The organism is Fictibacillus fluitans (assembly GCF_030418125.1).
Taxonomy (GTDB): Bacteria; Bacillota; Bacilli; order Bacillales; family Fictibacillaceae; genus Fictibacillus_C; species Fictibacillus_C fluitans.
This window is the reverse complement of sequence record NZ_JAUHTR010000003.1, coordinates 146,925-172,558: the sequence shown is the minus strand read 5'-3', so window position 1 is coordinate 172,558 and position 25,634 is coordinate 146,925. Positions and strand designations below refer to the sequence as shown.

The following is a 25,634-nucleotide window of genomic DNA, read 5'->3' as shown; positions in this document are numbered from 1 at the left end:
GCATGGCCTCCGCCATGCTGCTTTCACTCATTTTCGCTCAAGAGCATACAAATCATCTTCCACTGCCCCAAGCCTGTCTCTGACCACATTCAATGAATCCTTGATTCCCTGATTATAAAAGTGCTGTCCCAACTGTGATGAAAAGAAATCCAAAACATTTTCTGCCGCGATCGCTCCGATTTCCTCTCCTCTTTCATCATAAAAAAACTGCTGGATATCCCGGATTGCCTGATCCTTATGTTCTTTTTTCCATTGTAAAAGCATGATACCGCCTCCTTATTCTCTATTAGTTTATCATTCTTCCTATAGGCATAATAAGAGAAAGCCGGCTTTTTCTTACTTACTTTTTGCAAGCTGAATCATGTCCCTGAATTTCACCTTTCCGCCGTAATGCATGACGCCATGCACATAAATTCGTCCTGCCAGCCGGTTAATGAATAACAGGGAAATCAACAGGATGGCGATCGTTATCACTATTTCAAGGGTTCCTGCCTCTCCGGCAACAATTCGTGAAAAGGTAACAATGGGTGAGAAAAAGGGAATGTATGAGCTCACCACAACAAGCGTTGTCGAAGGGTCAAAGAGCGACCGCATTCCGATGAAGAACGCGCCCATAATAAGCATGATAATTGGAAACTGTGAGGAACCGAGGTCCTCTGTGCGGCTGACCATCGATCCGACTGCCGCATACATCATCGCATACAGGAGATACCCCAGAACGAAATACGTGATAAATGCAGCAATGACTCCAGGAGTCAGGTTTGACAGATCGATTCCCGATCCAAAAATGGAAAGCTCGTTGGTATCGAGCCAGCCGATGGCATAAGCGATTAACCCCGCTGCTGCAATAATAGCAATCTGCACGATGGCTCCGGTTAAAATGGCGGCTATTTTGGCATACATCATTAAAATGGGCTTCACCTTGGGAATCATAATTTCCATGACTCTTGAGGACTTTTCCGCAGCCACAGCGGTTGCGATCATTTGCCCGAACGCTATAATAAACAAATACATAAAGAAAACAAACACATAGACGATTCCAAATGTATTGCTCGTATCTTTTAGAACCTCATCCTTCACCTGAACGGTTGAAAGAAGAGATGCCGCAGTTTTTGAATCAATTTTATTCTGGGCAATCGTGTCCGCAATATAGGATTGCTGCAGTGCTTGTGAAACCACAGGTGCCGCTTCATTATTCGGGAAGTTTTTATAAATATAGGTCAGTGCCGGCACCCCTTTTTGGGCGCGGACAAGGATTAATCCATCCACGTTTCCATTCTCTACCTTTTCGCGGAATTTCTTTTCCTCATTCTTTTTAGCGGATTCCAGCTTTGTTTCTTCCAAGCCTTTATTCAGGGATTGAATGTTTACATTGCTTTCCGTCGTATTGATTATGGCAATGGAATCTTTATTGCCGCTGTCATTCTGATTCGCCCAATTGGAATAGCCAAAGAAAGCCAATATGGCGACAAAGATGATTGCTGTCGATATTTTAAAAGCCTTGGATGTTAAATTTTCTTTTAAATGGAATTTGTAGATGGCCGCAAATTTTTTCATCTTACTTCACCTTCTCCAAGAAGATTTCGTTCAATGTGGGCTCAAGCATTTTAAAATAACGAATCGGAACGCGGTCTGAATGGAGCCTGCTGAACAGTTCAAACGCCTCGGATTCATCCCGCACTTTAAGTCTTACCTCATTGAGTTTTTTCTCAAAAACCATATTCCACTCCTGGAGCTTGTTTTCAACTTCTCCATCGTTATGAAGGGTGAGATTTCGGTAGCCGTAATTCTGCTTGATTTCACTAAGGTTGCCCTGGATTACCGTCTTGCCGTCCTTCATCAGACAAACCTTTTCACAAAATGTCTCAATTTGTTCCATGCGGTGAGAGGATAAGATCACTGTTTTCTTCATCTTTACCTGTTCTTCAATAATGGAGGCCAGCATGTTGGCGTTCACTGGATCCAGGCCGCTGAAGGGCTCATCAAGTATGAGCAGCTCCGGGTCATGGATAAGGGTGGCGATCAGCTGGATTTTCTGCTGATTGCCTTTTGATAAGTCGGAGGCCTTTTTGTCTTTATGCTCAGGGATTTGAAGTTTTTCAAGCCAATAGTCGATTGCCTGATTAGCGCTTTGTCTGTCCATTCCTTCCAGCTCTGCAAAATAGCGAAGCTGGTCGGATACTTTGCTTTTTTGGTACAAGCCCCTCTCTTCCGGCAAATATCCGATTGATATCTTTTCTCTGTCCAATGGAGCCCCTTCCCATAGAATTTCCCCGGCGTCCGGGATAAGAAGCCCCAATATCATTTTAATCGTGGTGGTCTTTCCTGCTCCATTCCGGCCAAGCAGACCCAGCACCTGCCCCTTGGGCAGATTCACTGTAAAATCGGCAACGGCGTGTGTTTTTCCGAATGACTTGTTTACCTTCATCAGATCCAGCGACAAAAAACATTCCCCCCTTATGTATTTAAAAAATTAACATTCTAGCATACTGGCAAAATACGTCTTATATTCTCTCATACAAAAATGGAAATATCAAACAGCCCTTTGTTCAAAAATCGTTTCGCATAAAAAAACCTGCCCTCCCATTAAGGAAAGCAGGTTTCTTTTATTTTCAATTGGTAATCGTAAATTGTTCTTCTTCGGTTGATCCTTTTAATGCTGTGGTAGAAGAAAGCCCCCCTGAAATGGCCTGTGCCACTTCATCAAAGTAGCCTGTCCCCACTTCTCGTTGATGACGGGTCGCAGTATAGCCGTCCTTTTCACTGGCAAACTCTTTCTGCTGCAATTCCGAGTAGGCGGCCATCCCCCTCGTTTTATACTCTTTGGCCAGTTCAAACATGCCATGGTTAAGGGCATGAAAGCCTGCAAGAGTAACAAACTGAAACTTGTATCCCATTTCTGCAATCTTCTGCTGAAAGGTCGCGATGGTTTCATCATCAAGTTTCTTTCTCCAGTTAAAGGACGGCGAGCAATTGTAAGCGAGCATTTTGCCTGGAAAACGCTCATGAATCGCATCCGCAAACTTTTGTGCCTCTTCAAGGCTTGGTTCCGAGGTTTCGCACCAGATGAGATCTGCATATGGAGCATAGGCCAGTCCCCTCGCAATGGCCTGGTCTATTCCGGCATGCGTCCGGTAGAAGCCTTCCGCTGTGCGGTCCCCTGTTAAAAATGGATGGTCATATGAATCAATGTCACTTGTAATCAGGTTTGCAGCATTGGCATCCGTTCGTGCGATAAGGATGGTGTCGACACCCATTACATCAGCTGCAAGCCGTGCTGAAATCAGGTGGCGTACGGCCTGCTGTGTCGGCAGCAGCACCTTGCCTCCAAGGTGCCCGCATTTTTTTTCTGAGGACAGCTGATCTTCAAAGTGAACACCCGAAGCTCCTGCTTCAATCATCGCCTTCATCATTTCAAAAACATTAAGTGCGCCTCCAAACCCCGCTTCCGCATCGGCAACGATCGGTACAAACCAGTCGGTGTCTGTTTTTCCTTCGGAGAACTCAATCTGGTCGGCACGATGCAAGGCCTGATTAATCTTTTTAACCACATTGGGCACACTGTTCGCCGGGTACAGGCTTTGATCGGGATACATGTGGCCTGAAAGGTTGGCATCTGCAGCTACCTGCCAGCCACTCAAGTAAATGGCCTTCAGCCCTGCCTTTACCTGCTGAACGGCCTGGTTTCCCGTCAATGCACCCAACGCATGGACATAATCTTCCTCCTGCAGTGATTCCCACAGCCTCTTCGCCCCTCTTTTTGCAAGAGTATGCTCAATTTGAACCGATCCTCTTAATCTTGCAACCTCTTCTGCACCGTACGTTCTTTCTATCCCTTCCCATCGTTTACCGCTCCAGCTTTCCTCGATTTGTGCAGCCGCTTCCTTTTGATTCATCATGTACCACTCCTTATTTAAAATGATGTAACAGTGACAAACACCCGATATGCTCTTTAATCAATGATTCCGTTTCCATTGCAGCGTCTGCAGCATACGCATCCTTCACCCTGGCAATCCGGGCAATTTCCGTTTCTGTGCTTGCCTGTACCGTTGCATTCCTTGCAAGTTTCCTCGCCGTGTCCCTGGCATCCTTTGCAATCCATTTTAAATTCCTCCTTTAGAATGTTGAACTGTTATAAAACAGTTTATTATCTTGTACAATAATATATAACACACCAAGGGATATGTGCAACAGTTTTTTATAACAAAATGAAAAATAGGCCCTCTGTTCTATAACAGAGGGCCTTCTGCGACAAACTTACTGTATTTGCTGTTAAAAGTCGTTCGGATTGGGTCCATTTCTGTGATTCAGATTTAATGCGTCAATCTTTCCCATGTCTTCCCTGCTTAATTCAAAATCAAAGATGTTGCTGTTTTGCTGAATTCTGTCCTTATTCACCGACTTTGGTATCGTGATGACGCCGTTTTGCAGGTCCCAGCGGAGAATGACCTGTGCCACTGTCTTTTCATATTTCTTTGCCAGCTCCACTAAAACAGGCTCATCAAAGATTTCTCCCTTTAACAATGGACGCCATGCTTCAAGCTGAATGTTTTTGTCCTTGCAGTAAGACAGCAAATCTTTTTGTGTCAGGCGGGGATGAAACTCCACCTGATTGACCATTGGCACAATTTCGCAGTCGCCGAGCAAATCTTCCAGATGGTGAATTTCAAAATTGCAGACACCAATCGCCTTTACTTTTCCCTCTTTATAGAGGTGCTCCAGCGCTCGCCAAGTATCTTTATACTTGCCGGAAACCGGCCAATGGATCAGGAACAAATCAACGTAATCCAGAGCGAGCTTCTTTATGCTTTCTTCGAATGACTGGAGTGTTGTCTCGTAGCCCTGCTCCGTATTCCATACTTTTGTGGTAATAAAAAGGTCTTCCCGCGCAAGATTGGACGTCTTCAGCGCCTGCCCCACACCTTCTTCATTTTTGTAAAACGAAGCTGTATCAATGCTTCTGTATCCCGCTTCAAGCGCATAATGTATGGCATTAACGACTTCCTGGCCGTCCTCTGCTTTATAGACACCAAGTCCGAGCCACGGCATTCGTACACCGTTGTGCAGCACGGCTGTGTCTGAAATGCTTTTTATCATATGTACCGCCTCCTTGAGATTATCCTACCACTCTGGATGTGAAAAAGAAAAACCTCCCGTTTTATCCGGGAGGCTAAACAACAGATCTTAAACGGAAGCAAGTTCCTTTAGTTTATTCACTTCAAATTCCTGCTTAATGCCGGCAAGCACGTCTTTATCCGTGAAAAGCTTCAATGCGGTTAACGCCAGTGCCTTTGCTCCGAGAATGAGTGCACGGTCTCCTGCCGGTGAAATGGCTGCCTCGCGAAACTCATCCGTATGTCCTACAAGGCTCTCAGGCCCAATTTGCAAGTAAGGATGAATAGTTGGAACCACCTGGCTGATATTGCCGGCATCCGTGGATCCAAGCCCGCTGCGGTGCGAGCTGTCAACTTGAGCACCAAGGCTTTCGAGCTGTTCCTGAAATACTTTGTCAAAGGAACGGTTCAATAAAAGGTTATCGACCTGATTTTGAAAAGCAATGACATTCAATGTTGCGCCTGTGGCAAGAGCAGCACCTTCCGCAATCCCTTTTACCTTTTTCGTTACCTCGTTCAGCTTGGCGCGTGTGGCGGCCCGGATGTAAAAACGGGCTTTTGCATACTCCGGAACAATGTTCGGCGCATCTCCGCCATGGGTAATGATCCCGTGAATTTTCACGTCATCCGGTACATGCTGCCTGAGTGCATTGATTCCGACAAACAGCTGAATGACCGCATCCAGGGCATTGATGCCCTTTTCCGGTGCCGATGCCGCATGGGCCGGTTTTCCGATATACTCAAAATCGAGCGGATCAACCGCGAGAGATGTTCCTGTAATACGGTTGGCATTCCCCGGGTGGAACATCAGGGCCGCATCGGTGTCTTCAAGCAGCCCGTGTTTTACAAAGCTGCCCTTGGCGCTTCCATTCTCCCCGCCTTCTTCAGCAGGCGTGCCAAACACTCTGACTTCACCGCCAATTTCATCAATTACAGATCCGAGAGCAATTGCCGCAGCCGTACTTGAGGTTCCAATAATGTTATGGCCGCAGGCATGGCCTAGTCCCGGCAGCGCATCGTATTCAGCCAGAAGCGCAATCGCGGGGCCGTCCAGTGCGGATTTTTTGCTGGCAACAAACGCTGTTTCATGGCCTGCTACACCACGTTCCACCTTGAATCCCTCTCGTTCGAGCAATGAGGTCAGAAGTCTGGATGCTAAAATTTCCTCATTACCGATTTCCGGATTTGCATGAATTTCATGTGAGGTCTCAATGTATGATGCTGCATTCTCCTCTACATTCACAGTGATAAGCTCTTGAATTTCCTCTACAGTACGGCTGATAACAGTCATTTTCTCAGATCCTTTCTCTCTCTTTTATTCTCCTATTTCACTTAGTGGGACGAACGTTGGGATGGTTGCGCCCTTATAGATTTCATTGATTTTCTTTGCAGTATCCTTGGATTGGTAAATTTTCGCGATTTTCTTTAACGTCTTATTGTTCTTATCTTCTGTTCGGACAGCAATAATGTTGATATATGGCTTGGCTGTCTTGCTTTCCAGATAAATGGCATCCTTCTTTGGATTCATTCCGGCATCAACTGCTACCCCATTATTGATAATGGAAGCTGCCACATCAGGAAGCACACGCGGAGTCTGACCGGCAACCACAGGTTTAAGCTTTAAATGCTTCTTGTTCTCAACGACTTTCTTCAAATCTCCATTGCCGTCAAAGTTTTTCTCCAGTTTGATGAGACCGGCGCTTTGAAGGAGAAGCAGTCCACGGCCCATGTTTGTGGCTTCATTCGGAAGGGCAATAGTCGCTCCATCCGGAATTTTCTTGATGTCTTTGTATTTTTCAGAATAGACGCCCATCGGCGCGATTACAGTAGTGGCAATCGGTGCCAAATCCAGCTTGTGTTCCTTTTTAAAGGAATTAAAGTAGGAAATGGTCTGGAATGAGTTTGCATCAATATCTCCGTCTGCCAGTGCCTGGTTCGGACGAACATAATCGGAGAACTCCACAATCTCAAGATCGATTCCTTCTTTCTTAGCTTTTTCTGCAATGTATTTCCAGACATCGCTATCCGATCCGCTGATGCCCATTTTTACTTTTTCCTGTCCCTCTTTGCTTCCGCCGCTGCATCCGCTTAAGAAAGCCGACAACAGCACCCCGACGACTAAAATGATAAGTGAATATTTTTTCATCATGTATCTCTCCCTTTTCTATCGCTATCTTCTTCTTAATCTTCTTGAAATCACGTTTCCTGAGCTTTGAAGCCCTTGTACCAGGACAATGAGCAGAACGACCGTTACAATCATGACGTCCGTATCAAACCGCTGATATCCGTAAGCAATGGCCAAGTCACCAAGACCGCCTCCCCCTACTGCACCAGCCATCGCTGATGCACCAACCAATCCGATGGTTGCAGTCGTCAACGACAGGATCAATGAACTGAAAGCTTCCGGAAGCAGAATACGGAAAATGGTTTGCCATGGCGTTGCACCCATGGCTTCTGCCGCCTCCACGATTCCCGGATCGATTTCCAGCAGGCTGTTTTCCACCAGCCTGGCGATATAGGGTCCCGCATAAACAATTAGCGGAACGATCGCTGCCGCTGTTCCGATGGACGTTCCCACAACCAGACGTGTAAACGGAATGATGGCTACCATAAGAATGATAAACGGTATGGAACGGAGAACGTTCACAATGGCATTCAGCACATTAAAAACAGGCAGATTTTCAAGAATGTGTCCTTTTCTCGTTACGACAAGGATAACGCCAAGCAGAACACCGATCACTGCTGATGCCAATAACGAAATACCGACCATGATCAATGTATCACCGGTGGCATCAAGGATATCGACCCAGAATGTACCCCAATCAACTTGCATGTTCAATAACCTCCCTTACTTCCACTTCACCCTGTCCGGCAAAAATGACTGCCCTGCGGATTTCGTGTTCGTCCCCAATCAGCTGAACAACGAGATTTCCGAATGGAACATCCTGCAGTTCGGTAACATGCCCATACAGCACACTGACATCAACATCAAATTTTTTCGCGATTTGTGATAAAAGCGGCTGCCCGGTTGAAGCTCCTGTAAACACAATCCGGAACACCTGATGATTTTTGTCCTGGTTCCTCAGGATGTTTTTAAGTGAATCAGGAAGTTCATCCTGAAGGACGGAGCTCACAAACCGGCGGGCGGTTTCTGTTTTCGGACGGGAAAAGACCTCGAAAACGCTCCCCTTCTCAATCACTTTCCCTTTCTCCATCACCGCGACCGAGCTGCATATTTCACGGATGACATTCATTTCATGGGTGATCAGCAGGATGGTGATGTTGTATTCCTTGTTAATTTTTTTTAACAGCTCAAGGATGCTGGAGGTGGTCTGCGGATCAAGCGCCGAGGTCGCCTCGTCACAGAGCAGAACCTCGGGATCCGTGGAAAGGGCCCGTGCAATGCCCACCCGCTGCTTTTGGCCGCCTGACAGCTGATCCGGGTATTTATGACCGTGTTCGGAAAGACCGACAAATTCAAGCAGATTGTTTACTTTTTCTTTAATCACGTTCTTTTTTTCACCCTGAAGGTAAAGAGGTGTTGCTATGTTATCAAACACCGTTTTTGCATTGAGCAGATTGAAATGCTGAAAAATCATCCCGATGTTTTTTCGCTTTTTCCGGAGCTCCTTCGATGAAAGTCCAGCCATGTTTTCCCCGTCTACCAGCACCCGTCCGGAGGTAGGCTTTTCAAGCAGGTTGACACACCGCAGCAGCGAGCTTTTTCCTGCACCGCTGTACCCAACCACTCCGTAAATCTCTCCTTTTTCTATTTCAAAGCTCACGCTGTTAAGTGCTTTGACTTCATTTTTACCGCTCTCGTAAATCTTCGTAACTTCTTCAAATCGAATCAATCGTGTGTTCCCCCTTTGTACTGCTCCAACAAAAAAACCTCTTCTTGTGAACACAAGAAGAGGCCAATAAAAGTTATTTAAGCTTCTCTTCTTATCTCCCAAGCATCATGCTTGCCGGAATTGGCACAGTATTTCCGTTTGCCGGAAACCCGCTGCCGAGGTTTCAAAGGGCCAGTCCCTCCACCTCTCTGGATAAGAAAACATTCAGTTTTTTTGCAATAAAAAATTCTCTTCCAAGACAAGAAGAGAATGTTAATTCCAAAATAAAGAATTTTGCTCTTCTTATCTTCCAGGTCTTGTTTGGGTACCTGGTGGAATTGGCACAGTGTTTTTTCAACTAAATGAAAAACCCGCTGCCGAGGTTTCAAAGGGCCATGTCCCTCCACCTCTCTGGATAAGAAATACGTCATATTTACTTGATGTGCTCTATCATATACCCGGAATTTCTATTTGTCAACTGTTTTCCGAGCTGTCCGCTTGGAATTTAACTATGTACTGCTTGATCTTAAAGCTTTATGGCTTCCTTTTCGAGAAAAACCATAATACTTCCCTCTTCGATTTTCTGAACATAACGGTCTGCTGTTCGTTCGGACAAATCAAGGGACATTAAGAGTTCTTTTAAATCCTCCTCAGAATCATCCGAAAACATGGATGCAAACGGTCCTGCTGCCAGAAGTGGTCCTATTCCCGGTACGCCAAGACCTGGAACCGCAATGGCTCCTCCAATGCCGGAAAGGAACCCGGCGATCGTGCCATAGGCTGCGTTATTTACATCTTCGTCCAGATGTTCTTCCGAAACATTGGTTTTCTCTGCAACCCGGTCCATTGGCTCGTCATCTTTAGCAAGAATGGAGATATCCTTCGCTCTGTAGCCCTGATCAACCAATGCCTGAATGCGTTCAATCGCTTCCCGTTCTGAATCATATACACCGATTACCATTTTACTCATTGCATATCCTCCTTTATTCCGTATAGCTCTCTATCTAGTAATTACCCTAACCCTTCTTCACTAAACAATCACAAAAAAAACTCCTGGAAGGAGTTTTTTTGCCGGAATCAGGAGATGCCTGCCCGCTGAAAAATATGTTCTTTTTGATCGGCCTCATAACGGCTGTCTCCGAGGACCAATCCCTGAATCAGGGTATCCGCATCTTCATAGGGGCTGTCGCTCCCGTCATAGATGGAGAGGGGCACAAAATATCCATCTTCAATAGCCTGCTTTACCATATCATATAACGGTTCAATTCCGCCGGCTGATTTCCAGGATACATATTTGACCACCTTTTTCCCGAGCTGCTCAGTGATGCTGTCTTTTAATAGCAGAGCGGCTGTTGAACCATTGACTCGGTAATTCAAATCAAATGCAATCATCCTGCCATCCGCTGTAACAGCAATATCAAAGCCGGCAATTCCCCTGTAGCCTCTCTTACAGCCCTCTTCCATAATGCGGCGGCCGATTTTAATCACTTCGCTGTCAGGCTCGGAGTCTTCGTCCACCCAGTTTCCTTTATATTTTGCGTTTTCATCAATATTTTGAACAGTGCTGCCAAGATAAATTAATTTTTCATCAAACGTGCAGGCAAACTGAACGCAGTAATTGTGCTCAATCTCCAGATATTCCTCGATTACGATGCCTTCGCAGGTTTCAAAAAACTTTTCTGCCTTTTCGATATCTTCATCCGTTCTGCAGATAAATACATCAAATCCTGCGGCATTTGCTTCATTGGTCGCTGCTTTCACAACACATGGGAAAGGAAAAGCCTCAAGGTGCTCATGCATCTGGGCAGCGGTGGTGCTCACTCGCTTGGGAGCATGTCCCTCCGGCACCAGTTCTTCAAGATTGGCTTTATTGTTCAAAAACTGAACAAGCTTTGGATCGATCCAGTAGTTTACAGATGACATTTCTTCCTCTGGATGGATATGCTGGATCACCATCCGTTTCCGTTCGTCTTCCAGCCGTTTGAATAAGTTTCGGTAATCCGTTTCAGTGGAGTAATAATGCATGGGAAAACGAAGCTGCAATCCGGCCCTCTCATACAAATCAGCCGCCTGCCTGGTGGTCACGGACCGGCTGCAAATGACCGGCATATCTCCCATCACGGCAAACTGGCTGCCAGTGAGTAAATCGAGCTTAACCGGACAATCAGGAATCCATTTATTATGGGCAAACGATGGCCTGGGATTAAAAATTAAATCAGGCCCGTAAATTTCTGAAAAGGTGTAACGCGGAACGATGATGGGTTTACTTTTCTGCATGCATTTGTACCTCCTGATCATGCCTTCAATTACATGTTAAATACCTTTTTTATCATGCCCTTAAACTTATAAAAGCTTCCAATTCAGCCAGTAAGCAAAATAACCATTTATTGTACTTTACCATAAAAAAACCCCTGCTCCGGTTTTTTTGCCGAAACAGGGGTTTTTATTCTTTTTTTATCCAAAAATCGGAGCAAACATCATGGTCACAAACATTAAGGTTAAATACATAATGGAAAACTTGAACATCTTACCGGACCAGACCAGTTCACTTTCTTTTTCTTTAAATTTAAAGGACTGGATCGCTCGGAACAGGAAGACTGCTCCCAAAATGCCTGCAACAATCAGATACCAGAGGCCCAAAACATTAAAGAAATACAGAAGCAGTGAAGCGGCAACGGCAAACACGGTATAGATTAAAATATGAACCTTTGTTTGCTTAAAGCCCACCTTGTTTGGCAGCATAGGAACGTTGACACTCTTATATTCTTCCGCACGCTTCATGGCAAGAGCAAAGAAATGAGGAGGCTGCCATGCAAACATAAACACAAACAGAAGCAATGCAATTAAATCAAAGTTCCCGGTGACAGCCGTATATCCGATAATCGGCGGGGTAGCGCCTGAAATACAGCCAATTTCCGTGTTCACCACGGTTACACGCTTGGACATCGTGTATACAAAACCGTAAAACACAAATCCTATAAAGCCTATCAATGCTGCAATCGGATTAACAAACAAGCCCAAAATCAGCTCGCCGATCACAATCATTGCAACGGAAAGCAAAATAGCATTCCGTTTTGGAATTCTTCCATTGGTAATCGGGCGGTTTTTTGTCCGTTCCATGTGCTTATCGATATCCGCATCGTAAACATTGTTAACGATGGCAGATGACCCGATAACAAAAACAGTTCCAAGAACCGTCCAAAAGAACAGCTCCCATAAACTGAGACTGGAAGACAAGTTTCTCGCACCGATACAAAAGCCTGCTATGGTTCCCAATAAGTTTGAAGTGATAATACCAGGCTTTGTAATTTCTATATAGTCTTTAAAAATGCTTTGTTGAGCATTTTCACCCATAAGATCACCATCTTTTCATATCTATCATTAGTATGACTCTATTCTAACAGAACTAACACATGTTTGTGATAAATGTCACATTAAGTTCTTACAGTGTTCAGAAAACGTTCATATTATGCCGGTAAAAGCATAAAAAAAGACAGCACCGAGCTGCCAGTTATTAATTGATCTAGTGGCGGCCCCGGCAGGAATCGAACCTGCGACGCACGGTTTAGGAAACCGACGCTCTATCCACTGAGCTACGGAGCCAGCCTAAAACACTGTCGTATCAGCATTTGTCATTTTTCTTGGTTCGCTTTTGTATTATACAGGATAACGGTCTATATTAAAAGCATCTTTAACTAAAGGAGAAAGAAATTGAATAACGAATCTAAAAAGGGAGAAAAAGCAACATACCTGATTAGTTTGGGAGCAGAAATAGCGGGAGGTGCTGCAGGGGCTGCTATAGGGTTAATAGCTGCCAATCCAATATTAGCAGTTACACTAGGAGCGGTGAGAGCAGGAATATCCAAAGGTTTAGTTGATGCAACTGAAAAATATCTATCTAATCGTGAAAAAGTAAGGACTGGAGCTGCTGCTGCACAAACAATTGTAAATATCAGCGAAAGAATGAAAAGTGGTCAACCTCTTCGAGATGATGATTTTTTTGATTTGAAAATGAATTCCAGATCTTATTCTGAAGAACTCTTTGAAGGTGTATTGTTAAGATCTAAAAACGAGCATGAAGAAAAGAAAGTAGTGTATATTGCTAATATCTTCAGTAATTCTGTATTTCTTCCAATTTCACTTGGCGAAGCTAACCACATCTTAAGAATTGCACATCATCTATCTTACAGACAACTGTGTGTATTAGGTTTAGTTAATGCAGATAAATCATTATTAGGGATTATATTAGGTGACATTCGACTAAGAGATAACCAAGAGCTAATACGAAAACTTCCCGTTGAATCGATCTCATTAAGACAAGAAATTGTGGACCTCCAAAGCCAAGGATTAATTGAATGTGGGGTAGTTAAGCAAAGTGAAGGGAATTGGAGCAGTACAAGACAAGAAGATCACAATCTGTTTATGCTAGCCTGGTATGACGTTATTCCTGCAGGATTAAAGTTAACTGTACTAGGGGATTTATGTTTAAACCTAATGACATTAAATGCGATACCAAATTCAGATTTATTGGAGGTAGCACGACTGTTAGTAATTTAATCATCCCATTTTTATGAAAAAGGTAAAACCGTATACAAAAATGAAGCTCAACTTGGCGGTTTTTTACTCCTTGAATTATTGTGGAAAGATAGAACCAAATTAAAAGACAGTAACTAGTCATTCCTTGTAGTTACTGTCTTTTAATGATTAATTAGTTATAATTTTCATTAGGGTTTTTCAACCGACGTCCAATATACTTCCAGTGATTTACTACTTGTTGTTCCATTAAATTAGTTGTGCTTTTGTTTTCATCAAAAATACGTTGCGCTCTTGAAACATAACTTAAAAAATTGCCATGTCCTTTTCTTCTCTTTCCTAGATGAGAGTATGTTTTATACAAGCTTCTCCTATAAACTTTCCTTTTTTGTTCTTTTGCCATCCAATTACAGAGCTTAATTTTTTTATAAGCTCTACTGTAAAACTTGAAAAGACTTTTTTCTCGAATTTTCACATTATTCCCATCAAAACAAAAACCTAGATAATCTAATACAGCTGGTTCTAGTAGTTCATCATGTATCTTATCATTCATGTAAATATACTTACCTGTCTTTTCTTCTTGGATTATTAAATTGGGCGTTTTATCCTTAATGCTATCAATAAACAACACATGATTGTCCAAGACTTCTTGTTGCAATCTTTCTTTAATAGGTATAACTATGATCAAATCGTCACTGTATCTTCTATAAATTCCTTTATTGCGGCTAACATAATCGTTTATTTCCTTGTCAAAGTCTAAAAGGTATATATTAGAACAAACCGAACTTATTCCTGCACCCTGAGGAATCCCAAATCCTTCTTTGTTGACGTGGACCTTATTCTTTTTAAACTCTCTGAATTCCCTATCGCCAAAATACCTACTTAACCTCTTCCTCTCGTCATGAACAGGATATTTTTCCGTTATTGCGGCATCAATATCCTCTCGCTCTATCCAACTAAATTTTGTAATGTTTTTAAAGACATTGTAATAGTCTGGAGGCAAAACCTTCACATTCAAAACATCTTTCATTTTCTTCTTCAAATGTTTATGGTCTAAATGATCGAAAAAGGATGTGAAGTCAGCAACGTAAATAAATGCTTTTTCACAGCTTTTTATAAAATCAATCACTTCTTTAGCGAAATGAATATTACTCATTCCACTAAAGTTATTCCTATAGGCCGTGGATACAGCGTTTATTCCTAACTCATTTACCACAGTATTATAGTGATCATTCAGCATATCACCATAGTATTTATATATATAACTATCTATGTGGGATGCGTAATATATATCCCGAACCTTTGGTTTTTTTTGTCGACTTTTCTTACTATATTTGAAAAAGCTCATTTGATAATGTATAAACGGGAAAAAACCATGCCTTTGGATCCAACTCGGGTTCATAACATCTTTTTCAATTGTTTCAAATTTTTTCTTGTTGTCAAAATGAGTATATCTTTTGATGGAATACTTCTTTTTATCAATTATGGCAGAGCCAGCGAGGGTTTGTAATCGTAGTCTATTACTCTGAACCAAATTCAGTCACCCCTCACCAGCATACTCAAAAAATTTCGAATGCATCTCTCGACACATTAGGACTACTAATTTCACTTATAGGTTATACTATAGAATATATAGTAGATTGGGTAATGAATACAAATGGAGGTGTTGATGTCCATATGCATTGTTGCTTAGCATTAGCCATAGCGTTAACCTGCTGGGTGGTTACAGCAAGAAGCCATCAATGGGTTCAGCTTGACAACAGTTCACCAATCTCCCTCACAGCACATTCTGTGAGACAATTTAATCATACCATAAATTCATTAATTTCCCAAGGATAAATATGGTTTAAGTTGACATCATATCTATTTAAGTCCTCTTGCGAATTTACATAATATACACTAAGAACACAAATAACAATAATACAACCTAAATTTTATTAAGTTAAATGATTCGAATTACTTTTTCGTTTTGGTATACCTACCTAGTAGCCTACCGTTGCTAACAACTTGAAAAATTTAGAAAATGGGGATCCGTGCCTACCGTCTGTTACTGCTGTTGTCTTATTCTTTCTTGGTCTTCCTTATCTGCTGCTTTTTTAGCAAGAGCCTTCCCTTCTTGTATACGTTCTACAATCATATAAAGTTCAAACTCTGCGATAAATAAGTGGTGTTTTTATTATTATTTAAATCTCAGAAAAAAGACATCCAATAAATTCGGATGTCTTTTTTAGCATTATATCACTTGTTCTCTGATAACTTTTTTCAACAATTCCAGGGCATTCTCTTCACTAAGATCATTTGTACCAATTTTACCTTTATATGCTTTGGATAGAATAGAAATTTTTAATTCCTCACATACATTTAGGGTTTTATTTAAACTTTTCTCGACTACCTCAAACTTATTAAAAGCACTTTTTATCTTACGAACTATTTCATATTGTTCATCTAATAGTGGAATTGGTATCCATACACTTTTGATATCATTAAGTCCTAAACCTGCTTTTGTAGCACCTCTTTGAAGCCTATCAAATTGAAGTCTTCCTCCATTCCTAGATGATAAAAACCATGCAACATATTCAATACAGTAGCCACTAGAAGGTCTTGCTAAAGCAATGTGCTGATTAATATAAGCTTTTGGAAATTTTTTTGGAACTACAGCAATTCTACCAACATCAGCAGTTATAGATACTAAGATATCACCTTCTTGGACGAGTGTTCTAGTCCCTTCAGTTCCTTCAGGTAAATTCACCTTTTGCTGACCAGTCAAATCGATATCTATTGTTTCGTGATTTAGATTACCTACCCTAAGAAACAAATCACCTTCATCACTATAATATTTAGCCCAGCCTCTAGAACCGCTAGTTACAAAAGAAAATAGTACATTAGATAATACCCATTCCCAAGTATCTGGTATACTTATATCAGACATTTGGCTATTAAGTTTTATACTTTTTTTATTAGCGATTACTGCACTTCTTGGTTCAGATCCCCTTAAAATACCTCCAAGATTTTCCTCTCTCCATTTCCTAGTTAATCCCCCCCGAAATGCCTTATCTAAAATAGCCGCTCGACGAAGTTCAAAAGTTTTCTTCGCTTCCTCTACCAATTGCTCTGCTTCTTCAATTTTATTTAACAGCCGCTCGACTTTTTCAATAATTCGTTTTTGTTCATTTATTGGTGGTAGGGCAATATTTTGATCATACGCATCTTCTCTGTTTAATCCTGGAATTGCTGTGGATCTATTTAGTCCCTTTAAATTCACAGTTAAAAGCAAATAATAAATGAATTTGTATGAAACTTTCTTATTAACTTTGACGTAGTAAGTTGTATCAATTGGCCATCCTGATTGTTCATACCAATTAACTTCTCCATGTGATCCTTTTCGTCCAATAACTATTACTGGGCCTTCTATTAAGTAATCTTCATGGTATCCAACTACCCCATTAGAACCATAGACCGGAAATCCTTCACCACTTCGCTTGGTATTAGGCAAGGACTTACCATATGCTAATTCTATTATACTACCAAGCTTAACCCATACCCAATTCTCAGGAATTTCATAAGGTTGGTCTTCTTCTGAAACTAAAGAACTTTCCAACACCTCATCAAAAGTCTTATATTTCTTAGTCATAGTATAACTCCCTGGTCTCCATCCATTTCTCGAAGTTCAACCACAACTTCACTTAACAATTCTATTGCTTGTTGCAATTTTGAAATTACTTCTTCTGCTGATTCAATTGGATCTGGTAAGTTTTCATATGACGATAACGATTCATCAACAATAAGACCAATATCCAAGTTATCGTTCTTTTTTGCAATTTCTTCTCTTGTGAACTTGTTCCAACGTTTATCATCTATTTTAGAGCGGTCTTCAGCCAAATAGGCTTTCATGAAGTTTTCAAAGTGAGCCATAGTTAATGGATTACGTTTCCCAAATGAAGACATATTTGTACGAAGATCATAAACCCAAACGTCGCTCGTGTTATCTTTGTCTGTTGTTCCCCTTGTGATGAATAAGACATTTGTTTTAACACCTTGTGCATAAAAAATGCCTGTTGGTAATCGTAATATAGTGTGTAGATGGCATTTGTTCATTAAATCACGGCGTATTTGTGTACCGACACCACTTTCAAATAAAACATTATCTGGTAATACAACTGCCGCCCGTGCCTTCCCATTAGCTTTTAACGCATTATAAATAAGCTGTAGGAAATTCAGCTGTTTATTTGATGTTTCGAAAGTTAAATCATCTCGTGAAACTCTTTCTCCTCCTTTTTTCATTCCAAAGGGAGGGTTTGTTAAAATAACATCAAAGTCCTTCATCCACTTTCCGTTATTTGAAAGTGAATCACCATGTTCCATACGCCCTTCCATATTATGAAGGAGCGCATTCATTAGAGCGAGACGATGTGTATCCTTTACCAATTCCATTCCTGTAAATGCTTCTTTCTTTTGAAATTCAGCATCTTTAGGATCAAGATCAAAATAGTCATCTGTTTTGTTTTTTAGATAGCGATCTGCAGCAATCATGAACCCGAATGTTCCTGCTGCAGGGTCATTACAGCGTTCTCCTACCTTAGGATCTACAAGCTGCACGATAGCATCAATAAGCACCCTTGGAGTAAAGTATTGTCCTGCTCCAGATTTAGTTTCACTTGCATTCTTTTCCAGAAGACCCTCGTATAAATCACCCAGCCCTTCTTCCTTGGCATTATACCAATCAAGAGCATCTATAGACTTAATAATTTTCTCCATATTTTTAGGCTCCGAAATGCTAGTAGATGAGTCTGCATAAATAAGCCTTAATCTATCGTTTTCGTTGCTTCCTAGTTCTAACAGCAAGTGCTGATAAAACGTTTTAAGCTCTAATCCTTCCTTTTCAAGTAAATTGTCCCAGCGGTACCCTTCTGGAATAACTGCCTCACTTTGCTGTTCCTTCATCATTTTTAAAAACAATAAATATGTTAATTCCGTTACATATTGGTGATATGTAATACCGTCATCTCGCAATACGTTACATAAACTCCATAATTTCTGTACAATTTCTTGGTTGTTCATTCTCCATCCTCCAGATCTTTTCCAAAAATATCTATAGTTCATTATTAACATTTAATATAGTAGCCGAATTCCCATTATAACAAATAAAAGCCTCCCAAAAGAGGCAAACTTCAACTAATGTATAGGTTCTGATTTATTGTATTTACTACTTTATCTATGGAGTCCCCAAATTCCCTTTTAAGAACCTTGTAACCTCCCTGACTTAGGAATGGTTCTTCAGAAAATGCATCTTGTGAATTTGGAGCTAGTACTGGTATTTGTATTAGTTGCTTTTCAATTCGCTCCAGCCATTTCTTTTGTCTTGGTGTCCAGTCGTTCAATGAATATACCTTTTGCATTGCTTGTCTTATACGAGTGCCGTGATCAACTAGAGCTTCGCCCAATGCAGCTTGACGAATAAAACTAATAATATCTGCGGCAATGTCTTCATTTTTCGTTTGTTTCCAAGCAGATTGTAAATGAGACTGTTTATAGCCTTTTGTCTCAAGTATGGAAATCAACTCTCTCAAGTCTTTTCTGGTCAGATCTCTGGGACGTGAACAAACAAGTTGAAGAGCAGGTATTTCATTTAGATTCTCCTGAATGAAACGAACAAAACCATCCAAATAATCTTCAGGGCGATTATTCCCTTCCCCATAGCCACGTATAACGTCATATATCTTATCTTGTTTATTGGAAATGTAACGTTTATCTCCTTTTACTCGATATGTTTCAAGGTATTCAAACAGTATATTATTTTCTTTTGCTTCTTTTGGAGAATAATTTTGGACTTCTTTCACCCATTCATCGATAGGTTTACCTTTTGATAATTCTTCAAATTTCTGCTTTCCCTCTTCATTCAACTTTTGTTTACGACGCTGAATTTTAGCCACCAGTTGCTCCCTAAAATATGAAGATTCTTCTTCTGTTGAAGATTGGGTCAGTGAGTGATACAGGTCAGTGATAGTATAACTTTGTTGCTTAACAACAGGTTTCATCTCTGTATATTTTTTCAGCTTATCATAAATACTTACTGCATCATAAATGTTAAAGTGGGTTTTTCCTATCTCAGGACACAATCGTGTTGCTCGTCCTAGCATTTGATCATACAGTATTCGAGATTGAATTCTCCTCAAAAAAACAAGATTTGTTATCGCAGGAACATCTATACCAGTAGTCAGTAAATCTACTGTCACCACTATATTTGGGAGACGTTCATTTTTCAACCTTTTAATCGCTTCAAGAGGCTTATAGATATACCCTGTGATTTTCATTATAGCGTCGTCTTCTACCTCATCCCCACGCTCTTTGAAAGCTTCTTTTAATAACCGAACAATTAAATCTGCATGTTGATCAGTAGCTGCAAATATTAACGTCTTTTCCCTGCTTGTAGGATCAATATAATCCACTAATTTATCTAATATCGCTTTGTTAAATGGTGGAGTGATCACTCTTTTGTTAAATTGTTCTACATCAAAATGAAGGGTATCCTCCATCTTTTCTAATGTGACTTCTCCTTCATCCACATCATATACTTCTACTTCTTCATCCTTTTCAAATGTAATGCCAGCTTGTGATAGTTCTGTCTTAAATAGATATGGAGGTTCATGGTCTACCAAAAATCCTTCTAGAACCGCTTCACTATAAGAATATTTGTATATAGGCATTCCAAAAATATCTGTTGTGTGGAGCGCAGGCGTTGCCGTTAACCCCAAACAAGCAGCATCGAAATAATCAATTACCCGCCTATACTGGCTAATATAGTCATCTTGGTCTCTAAATTCGAATTCTTCATCGGACATTTCCCGGTCACTTGTGTAGCCTCGATGAGCTTCATCAACGATAATAAAATCATATTGTCCTACGCTTGGCATATTTGAGTTGTTATTGTAGAAGAGTCGTTTAACCATTCCTTGAATAGTAGCAATATGAACTTTAGTAGAAACTTCTGGCTCTAAATCATCCAAAGATTTTACGTCATATATATCTGTAAACGATAATCCCTCAATCTTTGTGTCTTTGAGTGCATCCTGAGTTTGTTTTCCTAATGAATTACGGTCTACTAAAAAAAGAATTCGACGACATTTTTTAGTTTTTATTAGACGATACATTAATGCTATAGCGGTTCGAGTCTTACCAGTTCCTGTTGCCATAGCAATTAGCATTCTTCTCTTCTTTCCTTCAATCAAAACCTCTTCAGCAGAAAGCACAGCCCTTTGTTGATAAGGTCTTAAACCAAACTTGGTAATATCCTCTTCTTGGAGGTTTTTGTTTGCATCCTGGTCAGCTTGACTTAGTAATAGCTCTAAATCCTCTGGAGAGTGCCAACCCTCTAATGGCCGAGCATACTCCAATGGCTTACGAGAATCCCAGAACCAAATTCCCGATTCTTCTTGTAGCTGTTTTAAATACCGTCTTCCATTTGTTGCGTAAAGAAACGGGACTTTATAGTCACCACTCGTTTCCGTGATAACTTCATCCTTTATCTGCTTAATATTTTTAGCATATACCTTAGTTTGGCTTTCTAACGCACTTGGTATCGTTTTGTGCTTAGCTTTAGCTTCGATCAACCCGACTAATTTCAAGCCTATAAATAGAGCATAATCAGCTCTTCCGCCCTCAACTTTCCATTCAGCAATAGCCATTTTACGATTCTTAACTGGCATAGTTCCATGTTTTTGGCTATTTAACATTAATGTGTCGGCTTCCCATCCAGCAGCACGTAATTTCTCATCAATAATTGACCTGGTCTCGGCCTCAGTTAACCTATTGTTCCTGACAAATTTTTTGGTTATCTTTTTACGTTTTGCCTTTGCTTCTGCTCCTTCAGTTTCTGCTTTTGCACGAAGAGTTTCTAGTTCCTTTTCAAGTTGGGTAACTTTCATTTCATATTCTTGTTGGAGCTTATGAATGTCATGACTTTCCTTTTCTTCAGGTTCTTGATATGTTGGTGCTTGAAAATTCCAATTACCGTAAACCTCCATAAACCAAACAGATAAGCGAAAAGCCAAATGCAACAATGATTTAGCTTCTTCCGTTTTTTCATAACCCGCTTCATGCATGGCAATATTACCCTCCAGACGAAGCGTTTCAAATATATCAATAAGTTCAGCTTCAATTAAGCCTTCTCTCCGCATCGTATTAATACGATTTACCTGAGAAGTACCATAGACTTCAATAATATTATCAGATGCTAAAACAAACTTCGCTACTGTTTCAGCGAACAATCGGAGTTTCATCACAGTAGTATGGGGGTCTTGATATAGATTTTTTTCTGCTGTCTCACCTAAATTCGCAAGTACATCCCATTTCCCTCGAAAAAAAGCAAAATTACTCTCCAATTTTCATCACCATTTTCCAATAGTTTAGATGCGTTCATTATACTATACTCATACAAAAATTGGTTAAAGGGAACGGTTATTTCTTAGGTATTACTTGTTTGGATCGAAAAGTAGTTTTTTGTTTAACAAAAATACCAGAGATGATTATATTATTTGCACATTGACATTGTTCATTACACTATTTTCGATTTATTGTTAAGATAATTAATAAAATCGTTATATTATTAAGTATTAAGCATGAAGCATTGATCATAATGTTTGGAATAACTATTTGAATCGGCGAAAAAATCAAAATGTGGATCTGTGCCTACTACGTACCTATCCGGTAGATAGGGGGACTTAAAATGTGGGAATTAGCCCCCCTATGTATTACTATATAAAAACAATAGTTTTGCAGGCTTGTCTGGTCTATCGTCCATTACCTTATCACGGTGGTACTTAGTTCTAAATTACAGTTTTATCGTAAATCAATGACACGTTTAATGGATGACTGAATCTTTAGCTATATTGCCTTACAACAACCTGAAATACCTCATACACTTCTAAAAACTTCGTAATGTATTTGGCACGTTATGTATTCTTCAGTACCTTCCTCTATTTCCTTTATTGAAGCAAACCCCATTTCCTCACAATATTAAATAAAATCAATCAGTAAGAATGACCGCTTGTTTCTTTAACTCAAGTTCAAAAATTCTTTTCATCCCTTTATTGTTCAATTCTCACCCTCACTCCTAACTTTTTAATTCACTTTTCCTTCGCATTAACGTTCTTTTGTTCATGCCAGTCATAGATTCCACTTGCTTGTATGTATGGGTCTCAAGCAGTTTTAAAGCGTGTTCTACCTGTTGCTTTGAGTGCTTTCTCGGTCTTCCTTCCCTATAATCACTTCTCTTTTTAGCTAAAGCTTTACCTTCTTGTGTACGTTCTATGATCAAGTTACGTTCCATCTGAGCTATAGCCAACAAAGTAGTTAAGAAAAAGCGACCCATTGTTGTATCCTCTAACAGACCTACATTCAGTACATGCACCTTAATGCCTTTTTCAAACAGACTCTCAATAACTTCAATACCCTCTTTAGTGTTACGAGCAAGACGATCTAACTTTGTAACCACTAACGTGTCACACTCATCTAATTTGCTAAGTAACATATTTAATTGCGGTCTATCTGTTCTTGTTCCTGTATATTTCTCTTCAACAATAACCTCGCAGCCTTCTTTCTTCAACTCCTCACGTTGTACAGCAAGATCTTGTGCTATTGTTGACACTCTAGCGTATCCATATTTCATTGTTTTTCCCCTTCTTTTTTGTCGTTAAGTTTTGTCACCTTCTGATACACTGATTTTACTAGTCACTTAACATTACGTCAATTCTATTAAGTTTTGTCACTTCTACAATAAAAAAAGGCAATGAGATGTAACTCACTGACCTTTAATCTTGATAAGACTCTAGTTTACCTTTTTGAGACATTGAATTGCTTATTTAAAATAGCTGCATAAGCTAGTGGCTTTCGCTCAAGTTCTATCAATTTTTCTTTACCCAAAGCAGCACAGAAAGCCCCCATAAGCCCGAATGATGAGGATGCAACATCTACTACATCTTGTTCAATAATTCCTTTACCCAATGTTAACGCCGAAGATCCTAATGAACAAATTGAAGCAAAATCAAGCATTCTCCACCTATAGTCCTTCATTCTATCCGTTATATAACTTATTTCATCCTTTGCCTGTTCTGTAAACAGTTCTAATCTTTTTCCCTGTTGATTTTCTGATAAATGTTCAAGGTCCTGAATAAAACTTTCAACAAAACGACGAAATCCTTTCAGACTATCATAGTATTTTTCCTTAAAACGATATATATCGTAAGGATCTTCAATAAATTTTGGTATGGGTAACACGTTATTAATAATTTTTGACTTTAACTGTTCCTTCAAAACATGTGGCAAATCACCTTCCTCCAGCGGAAGAAAATGGTACATTTGATGGTAACTATCTGTTATGGGCATATAATCAGTTAAAGTGCCTAAAACTGTGGCTAGGTATGTCATGAAATTTGATGCAGTGTAACCTTCTACTTTATACCAGGAACGCTGCTTGATAGCCAATCCTCTTTGAACTAACTCTTGTCCTATACTATCCAATTTTCCCATGTGTATATTGAATGAAGGGTAGACTTCATCTTTTCCATTTAGCACTGTTCCTCTTCGGAGCATACGAACTTTCTTGCTAATAATCTCATTTTTATCAATGAAATCCATAAAGGATTTTTCAAAGTTATTGATTTCCCAGATATAATTTTCTGGTACCACTTGTTCAATTAATTGTACCTCAACTAACATCCTCATATGGTCATCTAATAATTCTGGTCTTTCTAAGAATTCTATCGGTACTATTGACCCTATTTTATCCCAGTAAAATAAAGAACCCATTAGCCAATTACTTTTCACAATATTTATTGTCGGAAAATAAAGAATCTTATCCATACGTTTCTCCTTTGCTTTGGAAGCTCTTTTCAAAAACATTTTCCCTATGCCATTCTAGATAATATCTACGCTTAGCCGCCATTTCAATTTTCATATTTTCATTAATATTTAACAAGAACCTGGTTTTCTCATTGAGCGAACCAGAAATCAATATTTGACCTTCGCTATCAAAAGTTATAAACCCTTTATCAAACAAAGCATCGTGGTTAGGACACAGTAACAATCCGTTGGCATAATCAAGCCTTTCTAAATGGTTTGATTTGCTCCAGGGCTTTATATGACTAGCTATCAAAAATCTCCTATCGGAGATTTCACATAAACAACATTTGCTATCTTTACTTAAGAGAGCCTTCTTAAAAATAGATTGACCATATCTAGCCATTACAAGACGTTGTCTCTCAGTATTTAAGACAGTTTGTTCCCCAAGAGTATCCTCATTTGAATAGCCATCAATTTCTAGCTTGCATCTCAATAAGCAAGCTATTAGTATCTCAAAATCGTTTTGTTGATTCTCTAGCAGATTGATTGCTTTTTCAATGGTAAAACAACTAAATATGCCCTTATGTTTTTCTCTTATCCCAATGAAATGAAGTATACTCATAGATTGATAACCACGGCTTTCTGCTGGGTTAAAACCTAGGACAAACTCATCTAACCAACGATGTGTACGGGAGTTGAATAGGTACTCATAAACTATTAAATCCCTAAAATTTTCTTCATAGGCAGCAAATTCTCTTGATCTTTTCTTTGGTTTCAATCTACTCATAATAGGAAACTTCTTAAGGTTGAATTGTATCCCGCTTCTTTCGATTAATTCCTGGACATTCTGATAGTCCCTGACCAATGCTTTTGTTGTACCTGAACTCCTATTATATGAATATGAACAAATAGCTAACCTATTATCGTCATTAAAGAATTTCACTCTATACTTTCTAAAAAAGTATTCTATGGCTGCACTTCTAGTGGACTCATTCCCCTCCATTCTTTTCATTGGTATATGTAAATGGAGAAACACTCCATTATCCTTAATGGATAGTAAATATTCACCATCCTGCACTTTAAATTCCCAAATCTGAAATTCGTTATTACTCCGGTCCTCAAAGAAGAACTTTTTATATTTTTGATATCCCTTTTCGACAGCTTCATTCTTACTAAACCAGATAATTTCAGGAAAAGTGTTATGAAATTGATATTCCACAAATTTTCACCCCTTTTACTAAAATTACTCATACAGGGAAATCATACCATATCCCCAAGATCAAAAAAGATATATTTATGTGGGTTCCTGTTAGCCTTT

General features: G+C 40.0%; 21 protein-coding genes, 1 tRNA gene and 2 riboswitches. Of the genes, 1 reads left to right on the top strand and 21 read right to left on the bottom strand.

The features are described from left to right. Positions 1-27: 27 nt before the first annotated feature. The 14 genes from QYB97_RS08080 to QYB97_RS08015 form a co-directional block, all read right to left on the bottom strand. A complete protein-coding gene (locus QYB97_RS08080) occupies positions 28-264 on the bottom strand; it encodes a DUF2164 domain-containing protein (protein ID WP_301165473.1) in 237 nt (78 codons plus the stop codon). A gap of 72 nt (positions 265-336) precedes the next feature. Next, on the bottom strand, positions 337-1,557 hold the full coding sequence (locus tag QYB97_RS08075; RefSeq protein ID WP_301165472.1) for an ABC transporter permease: 1,221 nt from the start codon (positions 1,555-1,557) through the stop codon (positions 337-339). A 1-nt stretch (position 1,558) separates the two neighbouring features. Then, positions 1,559-2,443, bottom strand: a complete 885-nt coding sequence (locus QYB97_RS08070) for an ABC transporter ATP-binding protein (RefSeq protein WP_301165471.1) — start codon at positions 2,441-2,443, stop codon at positions 1,559-1,561. Between the two features lie 169 nt (positions 2,444-2,612). Beyond that, a complete protein-coding gene (aceA, locus tag QYB97_RS08065; RefSeq protein WP_301165470.1) occupies positions 2,613-3,899 on the bottom strand; it encodes an isocitrate lyase in 1,287 nt (428 codons plus the stop codon). Between the two features lie 53 nt (positions 3,900-3,952). Next, complete coding sequence (locus QYB97_RS08060) at positions 3,953-4,102, bottom strand: hypothetical protein (protein ID WP_301165469.1); 150 nt, start codon at positions 4,100-4,102, stop codon at positions 3,953-3,955. Positions 4,103-4,272: 170 nt separating this feature from the next. Next, on the bottom strand, positions 4,273-5,097 hold the full coding sequence (locus tag QYB97_RS08055) for an aldo/keto reductase (RefSeq protein WP_425589778.1): 825 nt from the start codon (positions 5,095-5,097) through the stop codon (positions 4,273-4,275). Positions 5,098-5,184: 87 nt separating this feature from the next. Next, positions 5,185-6,405 carry a M20 family metallopeptidase gene (locus QYB97_RS08050; protein WP_301165468.1) on the bottom strand — a complete coding sequence of 407 codons (1,221 nt, stop codon included), beginning with the start codon at positions 6,403-6,405 and terminating at the stop codon, positions 5,185-5,187. A gap of 24 nt (positions 6,406-6,429) precedes the next feature. Beyond that, positions 6,430-7,260 (bottom strand): MetQ/NlpA family ABC transporter substrate-binding protein, encoded by an 831-nt coding sequence (locus QYB97_RS08045; RefSeq protein ID WP_301165698.1) that lies wholly within the window; start codon positions 7,258-7,260, stop codon positions 6,430-6,432. A gap of 24 nt (positions 7,261-7,284) precedes the next feature. Continuing rightward, positions 7,285-7,947: a methionine ABC transporter permease gene (locus QYB97_RS08040; protein WP_301165467.1), complete on the bottom strand. Its 663-nt coding sequence runs from the start codon at positions 7,945-7,947 to the stop codon at positions 7,285-7,287. Next, the gene (locus QYB97_RS08035) at positions 7,937-8,968 is read right to left on the bottom strand and encodes a methionine ABC transporter ATP-binding protein (protein ID WP_301165466.1); all 1,032 of its coding nucleotides are present in this window, start codon (positions 8,966-8,968) and stop codon (positions 7,937-7,939) included. Before QYB97_RS08035 ends, QYB97_RS08040 begins: the two co-directional genes overlap by 11 nt. Positions 8,969-9,056: 88 nt before the next feature. Further along, positions 9,057-9,167: riboswitch (SAM riboswitch) on the bottom strand. A gap of 80 nt (positions 9,168-9,247) precedes the next feature. Then, positions 9,248-9,369, bottom strand: a riboswitch (SAM riboswitch). 104 nt (positions 9,370-9,473) lie between these two features. Next, a complete protein-coding gene (locus QYB97_RS08030; protein ID WP_301165465.1) occupies positions 9,474-9,917 on the bottom strand; it encodes a YflT domain-containing protein in 444 nt (147 codons plus the stop codon). A 107-nt stretch (positions 9,918-10,024) separates the two neighbouring features. Beyond that, positions 10,025-11,224: an ATP-grasp domain-containing protein gene (locus tag QYB97_RS08025; protein ID WP_301165464.1), complete on the bottom strand. Its 1,200-nt coding sequence runs from the start codon at positions 11,222-11,224 to the stop codon at positions 10,025-10,027. A gap of 177 nt (positions 11,225-11,401) precedes the next feature. After that, entirely contained in the window at positions 11,402-12,301 is a 900-nt protein-coding gene (gene cyoE, locus QYB97_RS08020) for a heme o synthase (protein ID WP_301165463.1), read from the bottom strand. 173 nt (positions 12,302-12,474) lie between these two features. Continuing rightward, a tRNA-Arg gene (locus tag QYB97_RS08015) sits at positions 12,475-12,550 on the bottom strand. Between the two features lie 108 nt (positions 12,551-12,658). Between QYB97_RS08015 and QYB97_RS08010 the strand changes: the two genes are divergently transcribed. After that, a complete protein-coding gene (locus QYB97_RS08010) occupies positions 12,659-13,504 on the top strand; it encodes a hypothetical protein (RefSeq protein WP_301165462.1) in 846 nt (281 codons plus the stop codon). 151 nt (positions 13,505-13,655) lie between these two features. Here the strand turns inward: QYB97_RS08010 and QYB97_RS08005 are convergent, their stop codons facing one another. The 7 genes from QYB97_RS08005 to QYB97_RS07975 form a co-directional block, all read right to left on the bottom strand. Next, positions 13,656-15,014, bottom strand: coding sequence for an RNA-dependent RNA polymerase family protein (locus tag QYB97_RS08005; protein ID WP_301165461.1), 1,359 nt, complete (start codon positions 15,012-15,014; stop codon positions 13,656-13,658). A gap of 699 nt (positions 15,015-15,713) precedes the next feature. Then, on the bottom strand, positions 15,714-17,111 hold the full coding sequence (locus QYB97_RS08000; RefSeq protein ID WP_301165460.1) for a restriction endonuclease subunit S: 1,398 nt from the start codon (positions 17,109-17,111) through the stop codon (positions 15,714-15,716). Beyond that, a complete protein-coding gene (locus QYB97_RS07995; protein ID WP_301165459.1) occupies positions 17,108-18,538 on the bottom strand; it encodes a class I SAM-dependent DNA methyltransferase in 1,431 nt (476 codons plus the stop codon). Before QYB97_RS07995 ends, QYB97_RS08000 begins: the two co-directional genes overlap by 4 nt. A gap of 110 nt (positions 18,539-18,648) precedes the next feature. After that, positions 18,649-21,858 (bottom strand): type I restriction-modification system endonuclease, encoded by a 3,210-nt coding sequence (hsdR, locus tag QYB97_RS07990; RefSeq protein WP_301165458.1) that lies wholly within the window; start codon positions 21,856-21,858, stop codon positions 18,649-18,651. A 731-nt stretch (positions 21,859-22,589) separates the two neighbouring features. Further along, a complete protein-coding gene (locus QYB97_RS07985) occupies positions 22,590-23,144 on the bottom strand; it encodes a recombinase family protein (protein ID WP_301165457.1) in 555 nt (184 codons plus the stop codon). Between the two features lie 164 nt (positions 23,145-23,308). After that, on the bottom strand, positions 23,309-24,337 hold the full coding sequence (locus QYB97_RS07980) for a hypothetical protein (protein ID WP_301165456.1): 1,029 nt from the start codon (positions 24,335-24,337) through the stop codon (positions 23,309-23,311). Beyond that, positions 24,330-25,535, bottom strand: a complete 1,206-nt coding sequence (locus QYB97_RS07975) for an HNH endonuclease (RefSeq protein ID WP_301165455.1) — start codon at positions 25,533-25,535, stop codon at positions 24,330-24,332. Before QYB97_RS07975 ends, QYB97_RS07980 begins: the two co-directional genes overlap by 8 nt. Positions 25,536-25,634 lie beyond the last annotated feature (99 nt).

Coding starts and splice junctions, on each gene's coding strand:
- QYB97_RS07980 (WP_301165456.1), bottom strand. CDS start 24,337: ATGGATAAGATTCTTTATTTTCCGACAATAAATATTGTGAAAAGTAAT.
- QYB97_RS08075 (WP_301165472.1), bottom strand. CDS start 1,557: ATGAAAAAATTTGCGGCCATCTACAAATTCCATTTAAAAGAAAATTTA.
- QYB97_RS08060 (WP_301165469.1), bottom strand. CDS start 4,102: ATGGATTGCAAAGGATGCCAGGGACACGGCGAGGAAACTTGCAAGGAA.
- QYB97_RS08025 (WP_301165464.1), bottom strand. CDS start 11,224: ATGCAGAAAAGTAAACCCATCATCGTTCCGCGTTACACCTTTTCAGAA.
- QYB97_RS08055 (WP_425589778.1), bottom strand. CDS start 5,097: ATGATAAAAAGCATTTCAGACACAGCCGTGCTGCACAACGGTGTACGA.
- cyoE (WP_301165463.1), bottom strand. CDS start 12,301: ATGGGTGAAAATGCTCAACAAAGCATTTTTAAAGACTATATAGAAATT.
- QYB97_RS08050 (WP_301165468.1), bottom strand. CDS start 6,405: ATGACTGTTATCAGCCGTACTGTAGAGGAAATTCAAGAGCTTATCACT.
- QYB97_RS08045 (WP_301165698.1), bottom strand. CDS start 7,260: ATGAAAAAATATTCACTTATCATTTTAGTCGTCGGGGTGCTGTTGTCG.
- QYB97_RS07995 (WP_301165459.1), bottom strand. CDS start 18,538: ATGAACAACCAAGAAATTGTACAGAAATTATGGAGTTTATGTAACGTA.
- QYB97_RS08000 (WP_301165460.1), bottom strand. CDS start 17,111: ATGACTAAGAAATATAAGACTTTTGATGAGGTGTTGGAAAGTTCTTTA.
- aceA (WP_301165470.1), bottom strand. CDS start 3,899: ATGATGAATCAAAAGGAAGCGGCTGCACAAATCGAGGAAAGCTGGAGC.
- QYB97_RS08030 (WP_301165465.1), bottom strand. CDS start 9,917: ATGAGTAAAATGGTAATCGGTGTATATGATTCAGAACGGGAAGCGATT.
- QYB97_RS08040 (WP_301165467.1), bottom strand. CDS start 7,947: ATGCAAGTTGATTGGGGTACATTCTGGGTCGATATCCTTGATGCCACC.
- QYB97_RS07985 (WP_301165457.1), bottom strand. CDS start 23,144: ATGAAATATGGATACGCTAGAGTGTCAACAATAGCACAAGATCTTGCT.
- QYB97_RS08080 (WP_301165473.1), bottom strand. CDS start 264: ATGCTTTTACAATGGAAAAAAGAACATAAGGATCAGGCAATCCGGGAT.